This window comes from Ralstonia sp. Ralssp110 (genome assembly GCF_047325135.1).
GTDB lineage: Bacteria > Pseudomonadota > Gammaproteobacteria > Burkholderiales > Burkholderiaceae > Ralstonia > Ralstonia mojiangensis.
Genome location: NZ_CP168609.1, coordinates 1,335,204 through 1,356,477 on the forward strand (window position 1 = coordinate 1,335,204; position 21,274 = coordinate 1,356,477).

13 protein-coding genes are annotated in these 21,274 nt (G+C 64.5%); 8 read left to right on the forward strand and 5 right to left on the reverse strand.

From position 1 onward, the window contains the following. Position 1 precedes the first annotated feature (1 nt). From sctN to sctC, 5 genes are all read left to right on the forward strand, one after another. Positions 2 to 1,294 (forward strand): type III secretion system ATPase SctN, encoded by a 1,293-nt coding sequence (gene sctN, locus ACEN9T_RS06635; protein ID WP_413706605.1) that lies wholly within the window; start codon positions 2 to 4, stop codon positions 1,292 to 1,294. Further along, complete coding sequence (locus ACEN9T_RS06640) at positions 1,291 to 1,788, forward strand: flagellar FliJ family protein (protein WP_092974601.1); 498 nt, start codon at positions 1,291 to 1,293, stop codon at positions 1,786 to 1,788. The genes sctN and ACEN9T_RS06640 overlap by 4 nt, the downstream gene beginning before the upstream one ends. 34 nt (positions 1,789 to 1,822) lie before the next feature. Next, a complete protein-coding gene (gene sctT / locus ACEN9T_RS06645) occupies positions 1,823 to 2,671 on the forward strand; it encodes a type III secretion system export apparatus subunit SctT (protein ID WP_092974604.1) in 849 nt (282 codons plus the stop codon). A 129-nt stretch (positions 2,672 to 2,800) separates the two neighbouring features. Then, a complete protein-coding gene (locus ACEN9T_RS06650; protein ID WP_413705857.1) occupies positions 2,801 to 4,237 on the forward strand; it encodes a helix-turn-helix transcriptional regulator in 1,437 nt (478 codons plus the stop codon). A gap of 69 nt (positions 4,238 to 4,306) precedes the next feature. Then, a complete protein-coding gene (gene sctC / locus ACEN9T_RS06655; RefSeq protein WP_413705858.1) occupies positions 4,307 to 6,091 on the forward strand; it encodes a type III secretion system outer membrane ring subunit SctC in 1,785 nt (594 codons plus the stop codon). Positions 6,092 to 6,565: 474 nt separating this feature from the next. Here sctC and ACEN9T_RS06660 read toward each other — a convergent pair whose 3' ends face one another. The 3 genes from ACEN9T_RS06660 to ACEN9T_RS06670 all read right to left on the reverse strand — a co-directional run bounded on the left by ACEN9T_RS06660 (position 6,566) and on the right by ACEN9T_RS06670 (position 11,822). Further along, positions 6,566 to 7,774, reverse strand: coding sequence for a hypothetical protein (locus ACEN9T_RS06660; RefSeq protein ID WP_413705859.1), 1,209 nt, complete (start codon positions 7,772 to 7,774; stop codon positions 6,566 to 6,568). A 69-nt stretch (positions 7,775 to 7,843) separates the two neighbouring features. Continuing rightward, on the reverse strand, positions 7,844 to 9,121 hold the full coding sequence (locus tag ACEN9T_RS06665) for a hypothetical protein (RefSeq protein WP_092974616.1): 1,278 nt from the start codon (positions 9,119 to 9,121) through the stop codon (positions 7,844 to 7,846). A 412-nt stretch (positions 9,122 to 9,533) separates the two neighbouring features. Continuing rightward, positions 9,534 to 11,822, reverse strand: a complete 2,289-nt coding sequence (locus ACEN9T_RS06670) for a TonB-dependent siderophore receptor (protein WP_413705860.1) — start codon at positions 11,820 to 11,822, stop codon at positions 9,534 to 9,536. A gap of 697 nt (positions 11,823 to 12,519) precedes the next feature. Here ACEN9T_RS06670 and ACEN9T_RS06675 point away from each other — a divergent pair. From ACEN9T_RS06675 to ACEN9T_RS06685, 3 genes are all read left to right on the forward strand, one after another. Then, on the forward strand, positions 12,520 to 13,449 hold the full coding sequence (locus tag ACEN9T_RS06675) for a type III effector protein (RefSeq protein WP_254775703.1): 930 nt from the start codon (positions 12,520 to 12,522) through the stop codon (positions 13,447 to 13,449). Positions 13,450 to 13,971: 522 nt separating this feature from the next. Beyond that, positions 13,972 to 15,603 carry a methyl-accepting chemotaxis protein gene (locus tag ACEN9T_RS06680; protein WP_092975059.1) on the forward strand — a complete coding sequence of 544 codons (1,632 nt, stop codon included), beginning with the start codon at positions 13,972 to 13,974 and terminating at the stop codon, positions 15,601 to 15,603. 253 nt (positions 15,604 to 15,856) lie between these two features. After that, a complete protein-coding gene (locus tag ACEN9T_RS06685) occupies positions 15,857 to 18,454 on the forward strand; it encodes a 2-oxoglutarate dehydrogenase E1 component (RefSeq protein ID WP_413705861.1) in 2,598 nt (865 codons plus the stop codon). A gap of 90 nt (positions 18,455 to 18,544) precedes the next feature. Here the strand turns inward: ACEN9T_RS06685 and ACEN9T_RS06690 are convergent, their stop codons facing one another. Together ACEN9T_RS06690 and ACEN9T_RS06695 are read right to left on the reverse strand one after the other, a co-directional pair. Next, the gene (locus ACEN9T_RS06690) at positions 18,545 to 19,849 is read right to left on the reverse strand and encodes an MFS family transporter (protein ID WP_413705862.1); all 1,305 of its coding nucleotides are present in this window, start codon (positions 19,847 to 19,849) and stop codon (positions 18,545 to 18,547) included. Positions 19,850 to 20,040: 191 nt separating this feature from the next. Then, the gene (locus tag ACEN9T_RS06695; protein WP_413705863.1) at positions 20,041 to 21,264 is read right to left on the reverse strand and encodes an MFS transporter; all 1,224 of its coding nucleotides are present in this window, start codon (positions 21,262 to 21,264) and stop codon (positions 20,041 to 20,043) included. Positions 21,265 to 21,274: the final 10 nt, after the last annotated feature.

Consider the following 21,274-nt stretch of genomic DNA (forward strand, 5'->3'; position numbering starts at 1 on the left):
CATGGACGAGGCGATCCGTAGCGTGGCGCCCGTCCAGCGGCTTGGCAAGGTCGTGGAAGTGACGGGCACGCTCCTGCGTGTGGGCGGCGTGGACGTCAAGCTTGGCGAACTGTGCACGTTGACCACACCGGATGGCACGGCGCTTCAGCAAGGCGAGGTGGTCGGCTTTAGCGAGCACTTTGCACTGCTGGCGCCCTTTGGCGGCGTGGTGGGCTTATCGCGCTCGACCCGCGTGGTGCCCAGCGGGCGCACGCTTTCGGTCGGAATCGGGCCTGGCTTGCTCGGCCGCGTCCTCGATGGCCTGGGCCGACCGGCCGACGGCGGCCCGCCACTGGATGTGTACGACTACGTGCCGGTGTTTGCGCAGGCGCCTGACCCGATGTCGCGCCGCTTGGTGGAGCAGTCGCTGGCCACTGGTGTGCGCGTGATCGACGGATTGGCCACCTTGGCGGAAGGGCAGCGCATGGGCATCTTTGCGCCGGCCGGTGTGGGTAAGAGCACGCTGCTCGGCATGCTGGCGCGCGGCACCGAATGCGACGTCAACGTGATCGTGCTGATTGGCGAGCGCGGCCGCGAGGTGCGCGAATTCATCGAGCAGATCCTGGGCGAGGAAGGCATGCGCCGCTCCGTGCTGGTGTGTGCAACGTCCGATCGATCGTCCGTGGAGCGCGCCAAGGCTGCGCATGTGGGCACCGCCATCGCCGAGTATTTCCGCGACCAGGGCCTGCGTGTGCTGCTGATGATGGACTCGCTCACGCGCTTTGCCCGCGCACAGCGCGAGATCGGCCTTGCCGCGGGCGAGCCGCCCACGCGGCGCGGCTTTCCGCCGTCGGTGTTTGCCGAGTTGCCGCGCCTGCTCGAGCGGGCCGGCATGAGCGCCACGGGTTCCATCACCGCGCTGTACACCGTGCTGGCCGAAGACGAATCCGGTAACGACCCCGTGGCCGAAGAAGTGCGGGGCATTCTGGATGGCCACTTGATCCTGTCGCGCGACATTGCGGCGCGCAATCGCTATCCGGCCATCGACATCCTGAACAGCCTGAGCCGTGTGATGACGCAAGTCGCGCCGGCCGACCATTGCGCCTCTGCTGGCCGCATGCGCCAATTGCTCGCCAAGTACAACGAAGTCGAGACCCTGCTGCAGATGGGCGAGTACAAGGAAGGCAGCGATGCCGTGGCCGACACCGCCGTGCAATGGAACGGATGGATGGAAGACTTCCTGCGCCAACGCACCGACGAGTGGTGCAGCCCCGATGAGACATATCGGCTGCTGAGTGAGGTGGGCCAGACATGAAGCGCAAGCGCTCCGCGGTATGGCACACGCTGATCGAAGCCAAAACGCGCCAGCGCCGTCGTGTCGAAGCGGAAATCGCTATCGCACAGCAAGCCGTGGCGGATGCACAAGCCGCCGCGCAAGACAGCGAAGCCGCGTGCGAGCGCGCGCACGAGCGGCTGCGCGGCCATATCGGCCGCATGGATGAGCTGATTGCCGCCCCCGTGCTGCTGGCCGACGCATACCTGCGCTACGACGCGTTTCGCGGCGAGCTGGACGACGCGGTCGTGCAGGCCGAGCACGACGTGGCGGCCGCGCACGCCGCCGTAGCCGAACGCGAAGCCGAACTCAAGGCGCGCCGCCAGGCCCTGGCGCGGCTCGATGCCATGCTCGACCAATGCCGCAAGACCGCAGAGCGGATCGACCAGCAGGAAGCCACCGAGCGCGAGCTTGCCACCGAGGAAGAGGCCGTGGAGGCCATCCTGGCGCGTCCGCGCCCACGCGCAGCGGCTTGATGACGAAACATTCTGACGATATTCACGCCCGCATATGGAAGCCATCGATACCGTTCTGCACGCCTGGTTTGATCTTGATGAAAGCGCGGAGGTCATCCTTGCGCTGCTCGCGCTGTCGTGCGTGCGCATCATGACCATCTTCGCGATCCTGCCGGCCACGAGCGATCAGTCTGTGCCCGGCACCGCACGCAATGGCGTGGTCTACACGCTCGCCATCATCGTGGCGACGGCGCAGCCACCCGCCGTGGCGGAACATTTGAGCGCGGCCCGGTGGTTCCTGCTGGCGGGCAAGGAGATTTTCCTGGGCGCGTGCCTCGGCTACGCGGCGTCCACGGTGTTCTGGGTTGCGCAGACGGCAGGCACGATCGTCGACAACATGGCGGGTTTCAATAACGTGCAGATGAGCAACCCGTTGCAGGGTGATCAGAACACGCCCATCGGCAACACATTGCTGAATCTGGCCGTGACGTTGTTCTATGCAGCGGGTGGCATGCTGTTTCTGCTGGGCGTGGTGTTCGAGTCGTTCCACTGGTGGCCGCTGGGCGCGACGCTGCCTGACATGAGCGCGGTGGCCGAGAGTTTTCTGCTGCAGCAAACCGATTCCATCTTCTCTACGGCCGTCAAGCTGGCCGCGCCGGTGATGATGACGTTGTTCCTCATCGACGCTGGCATCGGGCTGCTTTCGCGCGCGGCAGACAAGCTCGAGCCCGCGTCGCTGGGCCAGCCCATCAAGGGCGCGGTGGCCATCCTCATGGTCACGGCGCTGGTGGTGGCGATGTCCAGCCAGGTGCGGGACACGCTCACATACAGCCAGTTGCTGCAGCGGGTCAAGAACGGACTGGTGGGCGACGGCACGTCGCCAAAACCGAAAAATCTGCAGTGAGTATTGTTCAGCGCCTGACGAAGCTTTGTTGAGATTGTCGGTGCAGCGATTTCTTAGGATGTCCTTAGGAAATCAACACCAAGCGGCCCGCCCCTCGCGAGCTGCAATCTCTGACACGGGAGCGTCGACATGCTGGGAAACATCTACTTTGCTTTGGCCTCCGGATTGGCAGCACGCGAGCGCCTGCCGGACTATGCGAAGGCCGTCTTCGCGGAGGATTTCGACCGCGCGTATCAACTGGTCGATGAGCATGGCGGCCTGCACGGCAAGGAGGCGGGGGACTACGCCGGGGTGCTGGCCATGGCCGATGCATCGATGCTGCTGGAGTGCGATGAAGACGCCGAAGAAGCGTTCCGCACCGCGCAGCGTCTGATCCGCCATTCGGATGATCAACTGCGCGTGGTCTCGTGCCGCAACATGGGCTGGCAATCGCTGCTGCGCGATCGATATTCGGCCGCGGCAGGCTGCTTCTCCCGAATGGCCGACGATGACGGCGCGACATGGCTGCAGCGCGTCGAAGGCATGATGGGCCTGGCCCTCGTGCATCACCAGCTTGGTCAGCAGGACGCAGCAGACGAGGCGCTGCAATCGGCTCGCGCCATTGCAACGGAGCGTAATGATGCCGGCTGGCTTGCTACGCTGGATCTTGTCGTGTACGAGTTTGCGGTGCAGGCGGGCATCCGCTGCTCCAACCGCCTGCTGGAACACGCGTTCTGGCAGTCCGCCGAAGTGGGCGCCGCGATGCTGCACCACCAGGGCGGGCGCGACGGGTGGCCCGCCAACGGCAAGCACGATGCGAATGTGCCCGCGATGATCCATCGCCGCGCCGAGTACCTGAGCCTGCTGCGTCGCATGGCCGATGGCGATCGTGCGGCAATCGACCCGCTCATGGCGATCATCGGGCAATCGCGCCGCATGGGAAGTCGCCTGTTGATGCAGACGAAGGTGGAGGTTGTGCTGGCAGCGCTCAGCGGAGAGCAGCACGACGTGGCCGGCAAGGTGTATGACCAGATCTGCAATCGCGATACGTCTTTCGGCGCGCGCCGCTGGAATTTCGACTACCTCTACTGCCGCGCCAAGATGGCCGCGCAGCGTGGCGACGCAGCCGGCGCGCTCAAGTACTACACCGCCTATATGCAGGACGCCTTGCGCTGCCTGCGCACCGAATCGCCCGGCGTGCGCCGCGTCAGCCAGACCACGCCCGCCGCGTCACGTGCATCGGATGACGTGAGCGCGCGGCTGTCTGCCAAGTACCGCCGCGCGTATCACTACATTCTCGACAACATTGAGCGCAGCGACCTGACCACGCGTGAGGTGGCGGCGCACATCAACGTGACCGAGCGCGCGCTGCAGCTCGCGTTCAAGAGCGCGGTAGGCATGTCGCCCAGCTCCGTTATCCGGCGCCTGCGTCTGGAGGGCATCCGCTCCGATTTGCTGGACGAGGGGCGCGGGCCATCGAACATCATCGATACGGCATCGCGTTGGGGCATCCGCAGCCGCTCCGCGCTGGTCAAGGGGTATCGCAAGCAGTTCAACGAAGCGCCATCGGAAACCATCTGGCGTTAAGCCGCGGGCGCTGTATCGCCTGACCGCGCGCCGGTGCGGTCTGTCTTCTTCATTCTCACGAGTGCAACCATGCATCTGACTCGAATTGCGGGCCGGAAAGGTCGCGTGCTGGCCGCGTGCCGGTGCTTGATGGCCGCAGCCATCGCGGTGCTGTCGCTGGCCGGAAGTGCCGCTGCGGCGGTGATCCCGTGGCAGTCGCAAAAATTTGAATACGTGGCCGACCGCAAAGACGTGAAGGATGTCTTGCGAGACCTCGGCGCCAGCCAGCATGTCATGACCTGGATTTCGCCGCAGGTCGAGGGCAGCGTGACGGGCAACTTCAATGAAACGCCGCAGCGGTTTCTCGATCGCATGGCTGCCACGTTCGGCTTTGCCTGGTACTACGACGGCGCCGTGCTGCGTGTGACGGGCGCCAACGAAGCGCAGAGCGCCACCATCGCGCTGCAGCGCGCGTCCACCGCGCAGGTCAAGCGTGCGCTGACGCGCCTGGGCGTGACCGACCCGCGTTTTCCGGTGCTGTACGACGACGAAACGGGCAGCGTAGTCGTATCCGGGCCGCCGCGCCTGGTCGAGCTCGTGCAGGACATCGCACGCCTGATCGATCGTGGCCGCGAGGATGCCAACCGCACCGTCGTGCGTACCTTCCCGCTGCGCTATGCCTGGGCCACGGATCACACCATGCTGGTGGACGGCCAGTCCATCACCATTCGTGGTGTCGCATCCATCCTGAACAGTATGTACGGCAACAACGCACCGAGCACGGAGAACACGCCGCAGCGCGGCGGTGACCGCCGTGTCGACAGCGTCGCCCCTGGCGAGGCCAACGCAGGCCGTGGTGGTACGCGCGCGCTTTCAGGTCTGAGCGGCACGGATCGCAGTGGCGGCAAAGCGCCGCTGCCGCCTGGCGGTATCGGCCAATATGCCGGCGGCGGTTCTGTGGCACCGTTGCCCAGCGGCGAAAGCCGCAGCCGCACGGATGCCTTCCAGGAAGACGGCGGCAGCGCCCCGATCATCCATGCAGACCCGCGCAGCAATTCGGTGCTCGTGCGAGACCGCGCTGACCGCATGGCGGCCCATCAATCGTTGATTGAATCGCTGGACACGCGCCCGGCTGTGCTGGAGATCAGCGCCAGCATCATCGAGATCAGTGAGAGCGCATTGGAAGACCTCGGTGTCGACTGGCGTCTGCACAACAGCCACGTCGACATGCAAACCGGTTACGGCACCAACACGCAATTGGCCAATCCGGGCTCGCTCGATGCGGTATCCACAACAGCCAACGCCGCCGCCGCCATTGCCGCTACGCCGACGGGTGGTGTGTTGACCGCCGTGATCGGTGGGGCATCGCGTTACCTGATGGCGCGTATCAGCGCGCTGCAGCAGACCAACCAGGCGCACATTACCGCGAGCCCCAAGGTGGCCACACTCGACAACACCGAGGCCATCATGGACAGCAAGCAGAATTTCTACGTGCCGGTTGCGGGGTATCAGTCGGCGGATCTGTACAGCATTTCGGCGGGCGTGTCGCTGCGCGTGTTGCCGATGGTGGTGACCGATGGCGGCACCTCGCGCATTCGCATGAACATCCATATTGAGGATGGCCAGATCACCAGTCAGATGGTCGGCAACCTGCCGGTGGTCAACAAGAGCGAGATCAACACACAGGCGCTCATCAACGAAGGCGAAAGCCTGCTGATTGCCGGCTACTCGGTAGACCAGCAGACCAAGGGTGTGGATGCGGTGCCCGGGCTTTCGAAGATCCCGTTGTTGGGGGCGCTGTTCCGGCATGACCAGACGACGGGCCAGCGGTTTCAGCGGCTGTTTCTGCTGACACCGCGTGTGGTGGCGCTGTAGCGCTTTTGCCAATGTAGTCACGACAAGGCCTCCGTACGGGAGGCCTTGTCGTTCGTGCTCGCCGGCAATCCGGTCAGCGGCGGTTTGACAGCCCGGTGGCGTCTTACTGCACAAACGTATCCCACTCTGGTGCTGTGCGATGGGAAGCCGGTTGGGTCGTGCGCAATCCGCGTGGCCAATTGCGCCAGAAGACGCCTGTGCGTACCCGTTCCCTTGGCGCTCTCCGCCATCTTGCTGAGGTCCAACTCGAATCTGTGGCCGGCCCCTGACGCCAGCCGCGGTTTCAGTTCACTGTGCAGCGGTCCACAACTGCTGAACGCGCAGGCGTCTGCGAAGGGCGGCGGAATGGGTGGATCGAAGAGATTGAAGTTCGAGGCGAGGGGTGCACGACGGTGGCATCGCACCGACAGTGGAAAACAACGGCCCCACGCAAACATCGCGCGGGGCCGAGGTGAAACAAACGCAAGCAGTGGCTTATGCAGCCTTCTTATGCGTCGACGTGCTGGCGTGGGTGCCGGCGCTGACGCTAGCGTTCACCTGGCTCGAGCCGGAGGACTGCGGCGCCGATACGGGGGCCTTGGAGGTGACGTCGTCGCCATCGTCATCATCGTCGTCGTTGCCGTTCGACTTGATGGCGTTCAGCATGCGTTGATGCGCGGACTGCTGTTGCAGGAGTTGCAGCTCCAGAAGCGCATCCTGCCCGGTGGGGTCGGCGCCGTTGGGTTGAGCCTTGTTGTTGCCGTTGCCGTTGCCGTTGCCGTTGCTGGAGTCGACTTCGGCCTCGTGCTTCTTTTTGCCCTTGCGGCTCGCGTCTTCGTGGCCGTCTGCGACGGCCTGATGTTGCGTGCCCGCGTAGTGCGCTTCAGGTTGCGTGGCATGACGGGTCTTGCGCGAGGCATGGAAGTCTCCTGCCACGCCAGCGCCTGCGGCGGCAGCACCGAGCAGCATGCCGCCGGTGCCATTGCCGCTGCCGCTCACCTTGTCGAACAGTTTCTGTGCCTGGGCGCCGGCCTCGGCCTTGGTGCCTTCCTTGGCAGCAAGCTTGACCGCATCCTTCAGGCCGCTGCGGCCGCCGGTCAGGGCGCCTTCCACCACAGAGTCGACCACCGTACCGCCCAGGTGCGTCTTCTGCAGTGTTGCCACGGCGGCGCTCGCGGCCAAGCCTTCGGGCGTGAGGTCCGAGGCCAACTGTGCGGCGTTGCCAGCGGCAGAGCCGATATCGCCCAGCGCTTCACCAAAGTGACCATGCGCAGCAGCTTTGGCGGCGGCAATGCTGCTGTCTGCGAAACCGTTGACGCTGTCACCGATGCCCTTGACCGTGCGGTCGGCGATGTCGTTGACGAAACCGCGGGCCTTGTCGACCTTACTCAGGGCCTTGTCCAGCCCCTTGCTCAGATGGGCGTTTTCCAGCGATTTTTCAGCCACGTCGAAGGCCGCGGTATTCAGATCCCGCAGGCCCTTGAAGGTGGCTTCGCCAACGCCCACGGCGTCGTGCAGCGCTTTCTGAATGCGCAGATGCACCAGGTCGTTGGTCAGGGCTGCGGTTTGCTTGGCGACGGCTTCCACGTCGTGGACGAGGTTCTTGCCTACGCTCTCGGCGGCGTGGGCGATGCCCTTGCCGACCTTGGCGATGTCATCGCCCAAGTGCTGAAAGGCGTGCTTGATTTTGCTGAAGATACTCATGGTGAGTCTCCTTGCTTGGGATAGCAAAAATGACGGCCGTTGCCGGCCGTTGGATTGACGAGCCTGGCCTTAGGCGCCTTGCACGTGGTTTTGCTGCTGTTGCGCGCCGCCGGCCTTTTGGGCTTGCAGTTGCTCCAGCACCTTGATCATGTCTTTGAGCAGTGTCTCGAGCTGGGCCATGGGGCTGTTGGCGCCATTGCTGGTGCCGTCTGCGCCGTTTGCGCCATCCGTCGCGGAGGTGTTCGGCGTGCCGGATGCACCGGACGCGCCGTTTGCCCCGCCGGCTGCCGTGCCGCCCGCTGCGCCACCTGCACCGTTTGCACCACCGGCCGCGCCAGCGTTGCCTGCGCCACCCACACCAGCGCCGCCGCCTTGCGTTTGGTCACCGCCAAGCGCCTGTTGCTGTTGTTGAGCCAGCATCTTCAGCAGATCGTCCAACACCTTCAGGAGTTGTTCGATCATGGAGTCGTTGCTCTTCTGGCCACTGGCCTCGGCACCATTGGCGTTGTCTGCACCCGATGCGCCATCGGCTGCGCTGGAGCCGTCGGCGCCGTTTGCACCGCTGGCATCGCCCGTGCTGTCAGCGCCGTCTGCGCCACCGGCATCGCCTGCGCTGGTGGAGCCGTCAGCACCACTGGCATCGCCCGTGCTGTCGGAGCCGTTAGCGCCGCCGGCATCGCCTGTGCTGTTGGAGCCGTCGGCACCACCAGCGTCGCCGGCACCGGCGCCAGCATCAGCGCCACCTGCTGCGCCTGCGCCGGCACCGCCATCAGCCCCGCCGAACGCGTTCGACATCATCTGCTGCTGCATCAGTTGCAACGCGTCGTCGAGCATCTGGAGCATGTCGTCCATATTGAGGCCCTTGCCGCCGTTGGCACCACCTGCGCCGTCGACGCCCTTGGCGCCTTCGCCGGTGTCGAGCGTGTGCTGCATCTGCTCGCTGAGCTTCATGAACTTCAGCAGGTCTTCCAGCAGCTTCATGAGCGCTTGCATCGGGTCTTGGCTGCTGGAGTCGTCCCCGTTGTCATCGCCAACTTGCTGACCCTTGCTGGCACCCTGCGCGCCTTGCGAACCTTGGGCGCCTTGCGCACCTTGGCTTGCAGAAGGGCCATGCGCAGCACCCGCGCCCTGGGCGCCACCGCCGGCTGCGCCACCCGAGCCGCCGCCGGCACCCGCATTGGCGCCGCCTTGTGCGGTGGCGTTGCGCAGCATGGCTTCAAGCACCTTCAGGATGTCTTGAACGAGATGCTGCAGCGGGCTTTCGGCCTGGTTCTGTTTGCCGGGCTGATCCAGTTGGAGCTGGGTCGAGATATTCAGTGAAGCGTTGTCTTGGACCTTCATATTCATGTGTCACCTCAGTGGGCAGGCGTGATGCATGGCACCGTCCAGGCCGCTGACTGGACGCATGCCGATACAGAGAGGAGAGAAACGCCGCGCGACCGGCGTCTGCAGACAAACGCCGGCACGGCAATCGCTTCCGATTCCGGTTCGGGTCGCGGGGCCGACATGGCCTGCGCGTTCTGCCCGTGCCGGGCCGCGCAGCCCTGGGCAGCCGCGTGCCGGCACGCCGATCGCAAAGCGAAATGGCATGTCGGGCGACTTTGGTGGAACGTTAGGGAATGTCGGCCATCAGGCGATGCAGCAAGGCCGAAGCGCTGATCACCGAGACGAAATCGCAGGCCAGATGAAGGCCCACCGAAGCAAATTCACGTGCGCGCCGCCGTGTCAGGTCATGCGCCGAGTGAATCGAAGTCGGACATCAGAAGTTGTGCGTGAGGCGCAGCGCGAGCGTGCGGCCGGGCAGGATCGGGATGTAGCTGCTGCTGAGCGTGTTGCCGTACGTGTGCACGTTGAAGAGGTTGCGGGCAAAGAGGTCGATGCGCCAGTCCTTTTGGTGCCAGAAGAGGCTACTGTCGACGCGCACGGCGCCAGGCACCCGGAAAGAGACATCACCATGGGCATCGGCCCGGCCTTGCGCGCTGATGCCAAGCCCCACGCCGGCGCCCGCGAGCACACCGCTTTGCATGGTGTACGTCGTCCACAGCGCGGCGTTTCGGGCTGGCACGCCTGGTACGTAGCCGCCCGGTAGCCTCGCCGACATGCGAGAGGCCGACAACCACAACGACGCCTCCCAGCCGCGCACCACCGTGCCCTGCATCGACAGTTCCACGCCCTGGTTGGTTTGTTCGGCCAGTTGCGTGTAGTAGCCCGGGTGCGACACGTCTGCCAGGCTCACGTTCTTTGCGTCGATCCGGTAGAGCGCTGCCTGTGCCGTCAGCGTGTGGTGGGCGTTTTCCCACCGCAAGCCGGTTTCGAACTGGCGGCTGCGCTCGGGTTGCATGCCGGTGCCGTCATAGAAGTATCCCGTGTTGATCTGGAAGCCGCGCATGTAGTCGGCAAACCACGCTGTGCTTGGGGTGAGTTTGTAAAGCACGCCCACGGCAGGCGTCCAGACCACCCCTTTCAGTTGCGTATGAGGCAGCACAGCGACGTAGTTGTTCGCGCGGATGGAACCTGACACCTCCCACCGATCGCCAATGGAGACATGATCGCGCAGCCGGAAGATCGATTGCCTCAACGTTTGCGACAACCGGTTGCCCGGAATGAATGTCGCCGCTGGCAGCGGTACGGGCGCAAACGGGTCTTGCGTGACTTGTGCGATGAACCCCGGCTTGGTCAGGTTCTGCCGCTCCTGGATCTCTTCCCAGCCGAGGGTGAATGTGTGGCGCACCGCGTTGTGCGACAGGCTGCCCGTCAGCTCGTTCGACATGGCCCAGAGGTGGCTCTCTGTTTGGCGTAGCCCGCAGATCGTGTTGTTGGGCATGGCGTTATATGACGAAGCCGAGCCGAGGTCCCACTGGGCGGATTCCTCTCTTACAGATTCATAGCTCGCCCGCGAATGGATGGCCCAGTCATCGCTCAGGTTGCGCGAGGCCGTGTAGTAGACCCGCGTGCCGCTGCCTTCCACGCGGTCGTCTACGTTGCCGAAGGGAAGCTGCATGGGCACGCGGGCAGGTGCGCCGCCCAGCGCGAACGTGGCGGGCGGCACGGGCTGCCGGCTGGTGAGCGATTCGATGCCGGCGGTAATGCTTGTTGCGCTGTCGTTCCAGCCCAGCGCGGCGTGGACGTAGCTGACGCGGTGGCCCGCGTATCCGGCATCGCTGTCGGCCGTCGTGTCATTGAGCCCAACGAAGCGGTAAGACAACCCGTTGCCTCCGAAACCGCCGGCCAGGTCGGCTACCACCTTACGCCCGGTGTGCGAGCTGATCTCCATGGCGATGCTGCGCTGCGCGACGGCGGTCGGCGCCTTCAGGCTGGCATTGATGGCGCCGCCAGCCATGGTGACGCTCGCCACGTCTGCATTCGGCCCTTTGATGACGTCGATCTCTTCCAGTGCGTCTACCGGCCGCAGCGAAGCAAGCTTGTCGGGCAAGCCATCCACCGAAATTGTGTTGGTCAGATAGCCGCGGATGGCGTAGAGGGGCGGTGCCGTCGGGTCAGCCAATACTGATGCCACGCCAGCCTGCGCCAGCGCTGCATTCAGTGAGGGCGGCTGTTGGCTGGCCAAGAGCCCGCGCGTGACTGTATTGATGGCGTGCGGCATGCTCGTCATCGGCATTTCAACGCGGGTGATGGCACTGCTGGAGAGCACCGCGAACCCTGTATCGCCAACGCCATGGACTTCCGATGGTGGCAGCGCGCCGATGTCGCGCGGCTGCGCGTCGGGGGGGCCAGCGCTGCCGGCCGCCACGACGGTGAGCGTGCCGTCGGGCAGCACGGAGAGCGCGAGCCCGCTGTTTTGCAGCGCCAGCCGGGCAGCGTCTGCTGCCGTCATCGTGCCGTCGATGGGGCCCGCCCAGCGGTCTTTCACGAGACTGGATGCGAATGACACCGGCTGGCCGCTCAACCGCGTGATTTCCATCAGGACATGCTCGAGCGTCGATCGCTCGATATGCAATCGCTGGGGCTCGTCCGCAGCCACGGCATGCGCCTGCTGCGCCATCGACAGCACGATCAGCACGGCAGCCAGGCCAAGAGGGCGGGGCAAGGCACAAGGCGAGGATGTTATGAGGGACAGCGCTGTCACCGTACGACGAAGGTCTGGAGAAACGGGAACAAAAGTTTCCAAGGCGTTCTGCTGCTTCGCAGGAACGGGCGGACCTGACGGCTAAGCGAACTCCCGAGGGCAGTGGTCCACCGCCGACCCGTTGCGTTTGATGCTCAAGGCGCCACGATGGATGCGCAAGCCGTCGAGCAGGCCATCGCAGCTCGGGTCACGGCTCTACCGCGATTTGCTTGGAAAGAAGTTTTGGATTGAGCGAGGCCCGCCCGCGGTGTTGCTAGGCGTGTGCGTCAGACAATGGCCGGCACGGATCCGGAGGTCGAAGATGCGTACTCCGACTTGCGTGCTGTGCCAGTACACCCATGCCGAACTGGCGCTCGCATTTCGCTAGCGCGATCGACGGGATCCGCTTCTCGTTCATACCCCACCCGTATTTTTATTGTCGTGAAACGAGCGCTGATTACGCAGGAACCGTGCCATGTTTCCCCTCTGGAGTAGGGGGTGGATTTCTTCCGCGCCACTTGACGGAGTTACTCGGCACAGCCCAACGCTGTGACAGATCGGACGAGCTTTTTCTTTTGCGAAAGGAATTCGATTGGCGAGACCCGCTTCGCCTTGCAACGGCTCGTTTCGCCCTGTGGCACCGCCTTGCAGCGGCCGCCCGCTATGGTTATCGCCGTACGTGACTCGTTCTTCCGCCGTGGTGCTTATGCTGTCCTCAACGTCTTGCTTTGCCGATGCGCTGGTCGATCGTATTCGCTTGTCGCTCCAGCGGGCAGCCGAGACGAGCGGACTCGCAGCGCGGCACGAACGCTTTTACGAAGCCGCTCAGGCGCTGCGCTCCGAAATTCTGGAATTGGTGTCCGAAGAACCGGACGATCGCGCCGTGCTGAAGTGTGCTCAGGCCTTTCGAGAAGAGACGCAGGCATTCAAGCAGGCGCATGCCATTGTGCGACTCACGTATTCGCCCGAGGTCGATCAGCGCTATCCGTTTCGCGATGAAATGGAGCAGCCCATTCTCATCACCACGCTGGAGCCGACCGGGCGCGCCAGAGACCGCTTCGAGCGTTACCCGTCGGACGCCGTATGGCCGTATCTGCAAGCCGATGTGGCGCCCAGGGTGCGTGGCGCGCTGTACCAACACACGCTTGTGTGCCGGCGGCTGCTGCGCGCTGATCTACGTGACATGCACGAGGAAGCGCTCATTGGCGAGCGCGGCGTATTTGCCGCGCGGGACATTGCCGTGGGCGAATGCCTCGGCGTCTACGGCGGCCGGCTTCTGACGCCCGCCACTTATTACACCTGCCTGGACGATTCGTTCGTGCTGAGCACCAGCGCCGGCGGTATCGATTCGTGGGTCGACGGTGAAAACATCCTGGCGATGGCCAATACCATCTTTACCTACGAACGTGGAGAGGCCGATCGGCAGGCGGAGTCCGGCTACAACATGGAGGCCGCAGTGTTTGAGGCGACGTCACGTTGCGGACGACGCTTTTCCATCCGCGCCTTCTTTGCGACCGAGCGCGTGGCCGCCGGTGCCGAGTTGCGCTGGAACTATCGATATGCTCCGGAGCTGATTCGCCAACGGTTTGGTGGCCAGGCTGCGGTTTAGACGCTCCACGAATGTGTGTCCGAGCTGACGCACGGCCAGGCGTTCGAATTCAACGCGCGCAGCAGATCGCAGCTCGATAACCAAGCTGATCCCCCATCTGCATACGAGACTTAAAATAATTTCAGATCGGAAATTTTTGCGCCGCCAAGATTCAAAAAAGCTCAAATCTGGTGCGCCTTCATTCGCTTCGTTTTGATCAGATGTGCCGCCACGCCAGTCCTGGCGCCATACGGCTCATGAGCGGCAACGTGTGCACGCGGTCGCATGCACAGGTTTGAAGCACGCTGCGGCATCTGCGTCGCATTCAAGATTCCTTGTGTGATGCCGTCATTTTCCGTCGAAGCAGCCTGGGCAATCTTGTAGCGCGACGGCTTTGAAGATCGGTCAACGACAGCCGCACATGTCTTCAAGATTCTCCTGCTTCAACGCATGCACCTGAGCGCATCGCCAGTTGGCCCCGGCGATGGCGTTGCGCAGGTCATGACGTCTCTCTCTGACGCCGCTGAAACAGGAATGAAGCAAATGAGACTCTCGGATATGAAGATCGGGGTGCGCCTCGGTGCAGCGTTCGCACTTGTCGTGGCGCTGCTGATCGGGACTGCCGCGGTCGGCATCCAACGGCTGGACGACAACAACACGAAGATGGGCCGGATCGTCAGCGAGCGCTATTCGCTCATCGCGCTGAGCAATCAGATCAAGAACAACGGCTACAAGGCCAACGGGATCCTCAGCAATCTGCTGCTGGCAACGTCGGCCGACCAGAAAGCGAAGTACATGAGCGACTACGCGGCCATCCGCCAAGCCAACGGACAAGCGTATGGGCGGCTGGAGAAGATGCTGAAGACCGATGCGGGCAAGGCGCTCTTCAAGGAACAGTTCGACGCGCGATCGGCTTACGGTGCCGGCGTGCGCAAGTTCTTCGAGCTGGTCGATGCCAACAAGCCCGAAGATGCACGCGTTCTGTACCAGGGTGACATGAGCCGCCTGCAAGACCAGTACTACGTGCTGGTCGACAAGATGGTGGACCACCAAGCCAGCGAGATGGAACACGACGTGGGCGAAGCCGCCGCGCAAGGCGCCAACGCGAAGATCCAGATGATCGTGCTGGCCGTGCTGGCCACCCTGCTTGCCATTGCCACCGGTGGTTTCATTACCCGCACGATCACCGGCCCGATCAACCGTGCCGTACATCTGGCCGAAGCCGTGGCGCAGGGCAACCTGACGCATCGTCTGGAGGTTGGCGCGCAAGACGAGATCGGCCGTTTGCTGGCCGCGCTCAAGCGCATGACCGAGAACCTGCACGGGATCGTCGGCCGTGTGCGAGTCGGTACGGACACCATCGCGCGCGCATCGCGCGAGGTGGCCAGCGGCAACATCGATCTCTCCAGCCGGACCGAGCAACAGGCCAGCTCACTGGAAGAAACGGCGGCGGCCATGGAGCAGCTCACCTCCACCGTCAAGCAGAACGCCGACAACGCGCATGAAGCCAGCCGGCTGGCATCCAATGCATCGCTGGTGGCCAGCAAGGGCGGCGATGCCGTTGGCGAGGCGATCGAAACCATGAGCACCATCAATGCGTCGTCACGCAAGATCGTCGACATCATCGGCGTGATCGACAGCATCGCGTTTCAGACGAACATCCTCGCGCTCAATGCCGCGGTGGAAGCTGCCCGCGCCGGCGAGCAGGGCCGAGGCTTTGCCGTGGTGGCCGGCGAGGTGCGCAGCCTGGCGCAGCGTAGCGCGGCAGCGGCCAAGGAGATCAAGGCGCTGATCGAAGACTCGGTCAGCCATGTCGGCACCGGCACCGCCAAGGTGGAAGAGGCCGGCCAGATCATCCGCGACGTGGTGGCGGGTATCCAGAACGTGACGAACATCGTTTCCGAGATCAGCGCATCGAGCCGCGAGCAGAGCGAAGGCATCGAGCAGATCAACGAGGCCATCACCCAGATGGACAAGGTCACGCAGGAAAACGCGTCGCTGGTGGAGGAAAGCGCGACATCGGCACAGGCGCTGCAGGACCAGGCCGATCAGCTGGCCGATATGGTCAGCGCCTTCACGCTGCATGGCGATATGCAGGGCCCGGCGCACGGCACGCAGGCCGACGCGGCGCCCCTGGCACATGCTGGCTGGGCGCGAACACAAACACTTTCGTAACTCGTCGTTGTCGTTGTTGTTGTCGCAGTGATGTTGCAGTCAGCAGTCCAACGGAGGAGGCACGGGCCGTCGCCAGACGGCTCGTCACAGAAGGAATCGACGTAGCGCCTGCCTTGGCGTTTCGAACGGTCCCGCCATTTGCCGAACAGGTGTCTGCTGCGCAACCGCTGTGCTGGTCGGGGGATTGCGCGCGCGTGCGCCGGAGTGCCGATGGCGGGGTCAACCCACGGTGTCTCTTATCTCCTGAAAAACCATGTCTTCGCACGCTCCTCAAATGGCCGACCCGGGTTCGGCCGCAGCGTTTGACCCATCTAACACGCTGACTGGCACTGCCGCGGCGGCGCCCCCAACCACCCCTGTCACGCAGTTGATCGATGCCTATCGCGAGCACGGGCACCGTCGCGCGCGCCTGGACCCGCTCGCACGCGTGCCCCTGCCCGAAGTGCCCGAGCTTCGCCTGCGGTTTCACGGCCTGGACCCTGCGCAGAAGCGCGAGCCGGCAAGCACGGTCCTGCCCACTGCGGCGACGATGCAGGCGCTCGAATGGCAGCTCAAGCGCGTGTACTGCGGAACGATCGGTCTCGATTGCAGCAGCGTGCGCAAGCGCCAGCGCCGCGCGTGGCTCTATGCCCGCATGGAGGCGGAATTGCTGGCGCCGCCGCTTGCCCCGGACCAGAAGCGTTGGCTGCTGCGCAGGCTGGTGGCGGCAGAGATGTGGGAGCGTCTTGCTGCCGGCACGTTCGCGCATGCCAAGCGCTTCTCTCTTGAGGGCTGCGAGAGCCTGGTGCCGCTGCTCGATACGCTGGTTGAGGCGGGCGCCGGACATGGCGTGCGGCAGGTATTTCTCGGCTTGCCGCATCGTGGACGTTTGAACACGCTCGTCAACGTGATGGGCGTAGATGCGCGGGGCATGCTCGATCGGCTCGATCCGGATTCGGAAGTCGCTTTCAGCCAGCGGGATCTGCCGTATCACCTTGGTGGCGTCGCGCGCCGGATGGTTGCCGACAATGAGGTCACGCTGGTGCTGGCACCCAATCCATCGCATCTGCAGAGCGTGTACCCGGTCGTGTGTGGCATGGCCCGCGCGCATGTGGACGAGCATCCCGGCACGCCGTGCCTGCCGGTGATAGTGCATGGCGATGCGGCGTTCGCCGGGCAGGGTGTCGTCATGGAGACACTGAACCTGACGCGCCGCAGCGGCTACACGGCGGGCGGCGTCGTGCACGTGATCGTCAATAACCAGATCGGTTTTACGACACCCAACGTGATGGACGTGCGTGCCAGCGACTACTGCACCGACGTGACACGCATGGTCGATGCGCCGGTGCTTCACGTCAATGCAGACGACCCCGAAGCCGTCCTGCGCGCCGCGCGCATTGCCATCGAATACCGCATGGAGCATGGCGCCGATATCGTCATCGATCTGGTCGGCTATCGCCGCCTCGGACACTCGGAGCACGACACGCCTACCGTGACGCAGCCTGCGCTGCACGCGGCCATTGGCGCACACCCGACCGTCACGGAGCTGTATCACGCCGCCAGCGCAGAACTCGCGCGCCTGGCGGATCTGCGTGACGCGGCCGTGCGCGACTTGCACGCAGGCCCCCACGCTGCGCCGCATGCAGCCGATGTTTCGCTGCCACACGGCGTTGCGCGCCGCCCGCTCCAGCCGGTGTCATTGCAGCGCGTGCAGGCATTGACGCAGACGCTCACCACACCGCCCGACGACGTGCTCCTTCACGATGTGGTGCGCGGACTTTGCGAGCGGTGGCGTACTGCGGTCTCGAGCAATGCACACACGGTCGACTGGTGCCTGGCTGAAAACCTCGCCCATGCCACGCTGCTGGAAGACGGGCACAGTATCCGGCTGTCCGGCATGGACGTTGGGCGCGGCACCTTCATGCATCGGCACGCGGTGTGGCACTCGCAGGCGATGCTGTCCGACGAGGGCGACCGATACGTTCCGCTGCAGCACGTGGCGTCGTGTCAGGGCGCGTTCGATGTCGTCAACTCGCCGTTGTCGGAAGAAGCCGCGTTGGGCTTCGAGTACGGCTACAGCGTACAGACCCGTACACGGCTCACGCTGTGGGAGGCGCAGTTCGGCGATTTCGTCAACGGCGCCCAGGTCTTTATCGACCAGTACATCGCTTCGGGTGAATACAAGTGGGGTTGCCAGTCTGCATTGGCGATGTTGCTGCCGCACGGCCACGAGGGCGTCGGACCGGAACATTCCAGCGGATTCCTGGGGCGCTTTCTCCAGCTTTGCGCGGATGACAACATGCGCGTGGTCATGCCGTCGACGTCGGGCCAATGGTTCCATTTGCTGCGCGACCAAGCCATGCTGGCAATGCCCAAGCCGCTGATCGTTATGTCGCCCAAGACGGAACTGCACGGCAACGGGCGTTCGCATTCGCGCGTGCAGGAGGTGATCGACGGATGCTTCATGCCCGTGCTGGCCGATGCCTGGGTGACCGACACGCAAACCATCACGCGTGTGGTGCTGTGCAGCGGCAAGTTCTTCTACGAACTGCATGCGCAGCGCGAGCGCGATGCCTGCGCAGATGTGGCGTTGGTGCGCGTTGAGCAGCTCTACCCGTTTCCGCAGGAGCCACTTGTGGTTGCGCTGCGGGCATTCCCGAACGTGAAGGAAATCGTCTGGGCGCAGGAGGAGGACGCCAACCAGGGCGCATGGCGCTTCGTGCGCGACGCGCTGGAGTTGTGTCTACCGGAGGGGAGCCGACTGGCCAATGTGTGCCGCAGCGCAACGCCGTCGGGCGCGCATGCGTCGGTGCGCGCGCATCAAGCGGAGCAGCGTCGCCTGGTTGCTGCTGCGTTTGGCGTGCTGCGTTAGCCGGACGCTGATGCAGAAAGCTCGGCCGCGACCGCCGTTTGAGACATCGGTGGTCGCGGTACGGGCTTGTGGTTGAAGCGCGAGCCGCGATTAAGGCTCGTGGCGCAGATACCCTTCCTTGCTCGGGTCTGGCATGAAGTACGTCACGACGAAAGACACCGCGCACAGCGCCGTCACGTACCAGTAGAACGTCGATTCGGTGCCGGCCTGCTTGAACCACAACGCCACGTATTCCGCCGAACCACCGAACACCGCGTTGGCGATCGCATACGACAGGCCGACGCCCATTGCACGCACTTCCGGCGGGAACATCTCGGCCTTGATCAGCCCGCTGATCGACGTATAGAAGCTGACGATGGCCAGCGCCAGGGTGATGAGACCAAACGCCGCGAGCGGGGTCGACACCGTGGCGAGCGCCTTCATGAGCGGCACAGTGCCCAGCACAGAAAGGGCCCCGAACAGCAGCATCGAATTGCGTCGACCGATGCGGTCGGACAGCGCGCCAAACACCGGCTGCAGCACCATGTAGACGAACAGCGCACCCGTCATCACATTGGAGGCAGTCTTGGTGTCCATGTGCGCCGTGTTGACGAGGTACTTCTGCATGTACGTCGTGAACGTGTAGAAGATCAGCGAGCCGCCGGCGGTAAAGCCGAGCACGCGCAGGAACGCCCCCTTGTGCTGCCAGGCGCCGCGGATCGTGCCCGCGTGCTCGGCCTTGCGCGCCGAGGTGGTCTGCGTTTCGTGCAGCGATTTACGCAGGTACAGGGCGATCAGCGCCGTCAGCGCGCCCACCACAAATGGAATCCGCCAGCCCCAGGCTTTCAGCTCGGCCGTCGTCAGCAGTTGCTGCAGGATCACCAGCACGAGCACCGCGCACAACTGACCGCCGATCAGCGTCACATACTGGAACGAGGCAAAGAAGCCGCGGCGCCCTTGCAGCGCCACCTCGCTCATGTAGGTCGCGCTGGTGCCGTATTCCCCGCCCACCGACAGGCCCTGGAAGAGTCGCGCCACGAGCAGCAGGAATGGGGCCAGCGCACCGATCTGCGCGTACGTCGGCAGTACCGCGATCAGCAGTGAGCCGCCGCACATCATCAGCACCGAGATCATCATTGCCGTGCGCCGGCCGCGCTTGTCGGCAATGCGGCCGAATAGCCAGCCGCCAATCGGTCGCATCAGGAAGCCAGCCGCAAACACGCCTGCCGTGTTCAGCAGTTGCGTCGTGCGGTCGCCGCTGGGGAAGAACGCCGGCGCGAAGTACAGCGAGCTGAACGCGTAGACGTAAAAGTCGAACCATTCGACGAGGTTGCCCGACGACGCGCCGACGATGGCAAAGATGCGGCGGCGTGTGTCGTGCGGGTCAACCGCGTGCGGGGTGGCAGTGCTATCCATGAGGGCGTCTCGGTGTGGTTGTTCTGTGGGCAGCCTAAGCTGACCCTCAGAATTGTAGCGACATGTCGCAGATTGTCGCGCCCCGGAGTTGCCCCGATGAGTGAGATGGTGTGTTGCGGGAGGTGTGGAACGGGCGTAGTGAGGTTACGCAGAAACGGGTACGCTCGATGCGCGTCCCCATCCGATTTCGCTTACCGAGCCCCCTGCCGCGCGTTGAACACCACGCGCAACCCGAGCGCCACCAGCGCCGCCGCCGTGCAGAACGCCATCAGTCCCGTCCAGCGCGCGCTTGTCCACGCAAGGCTCGCGCCATATGCGCCCAACGACATGCCGATGAACAGCGCCGTCATGAACACCGCGTTGATGCGGCTGCGCGCTTCGGGTGCGAGCGCATAGATGATGGTCTGGTGCGACACGAGCGCTGCCTGCACGCCCACGTCAAAGACGAGCGTGCCGATCACGATGGCGATGAGCGATTGCGGGAACAGCGCCATTGCGGCAAATGTCACCGCCATGAGCAACGCGCCACCCGCTGCGATGTGGCCCGGCGCAACGCGGCCCGACAATCGACCGGCAATGCTCGCACCCAGCGCGCCTGCTGCGCCGGCCAGGCCAAGCAGACCTGCCTGGCCCGTCGACAGCCCGAGCGAACCCGTCAGATGCAGCGCCACGGTCGACCAGAAGCCCGAGAACGCGATGCCGATGAACGCCTGCGTGATGGCCGACGCGCGCAGCCGTGGGTGCTGCGCGAACAGCGTGCCAAGAGAGCGCAGCAGCGTGAGGTACGGTTGCCGCATGGTCGCGGGCGGCGCCACGCCAAAGTGGGCGGCGCGCACGGCAATCGCCAGCCCGACAATCGCGACCGCCGACACGCCGAATGCCGCGCGCCAGCCGAAGTGGTCCGCCACGATGCCGCTGAACACGCGTGAGCTGACGATGCCGATCAGCAGCCCCGTCATCACCGTGCCGATGTTGCGGTTGCGGTTCTGGTCGGTGCTGATGGCGGCCGCGCTGGGCACGAAGTCCTGCGCGATGGTGGCCGACAGCCCCACTGCAAAGCCTGCCGCGGCCAACACGGGCAGGCTGGGCGCAAGGCAACTGGCGATGAGCGCCAGCGTGAGCAGCACCGCCTTCCACAGGATGACGATGCGACGGTCGTAACGGTCACCCAGCGGGCCGAAGAAAAAGATGCCGCTGGCATAGCCCGCCGCCGTCAGCGTGGGCAGGACGCCCAACGCGTGTGGTGCGATGGCGAGGTCGCGGCCGATCAGGCCCAGGAGCGGGTGGTTCAGATAGATGCACGCCACACTGATGCCCGCACCGGCCGTGAGCAGGCGGATCAACCCTTGGGTGTCAGGTGCGGCAGGGGTGGTGGTAGCGGTGGCTGGCGTTGGGGACGCAGGCGAGGTCGACATGGAAACCTCA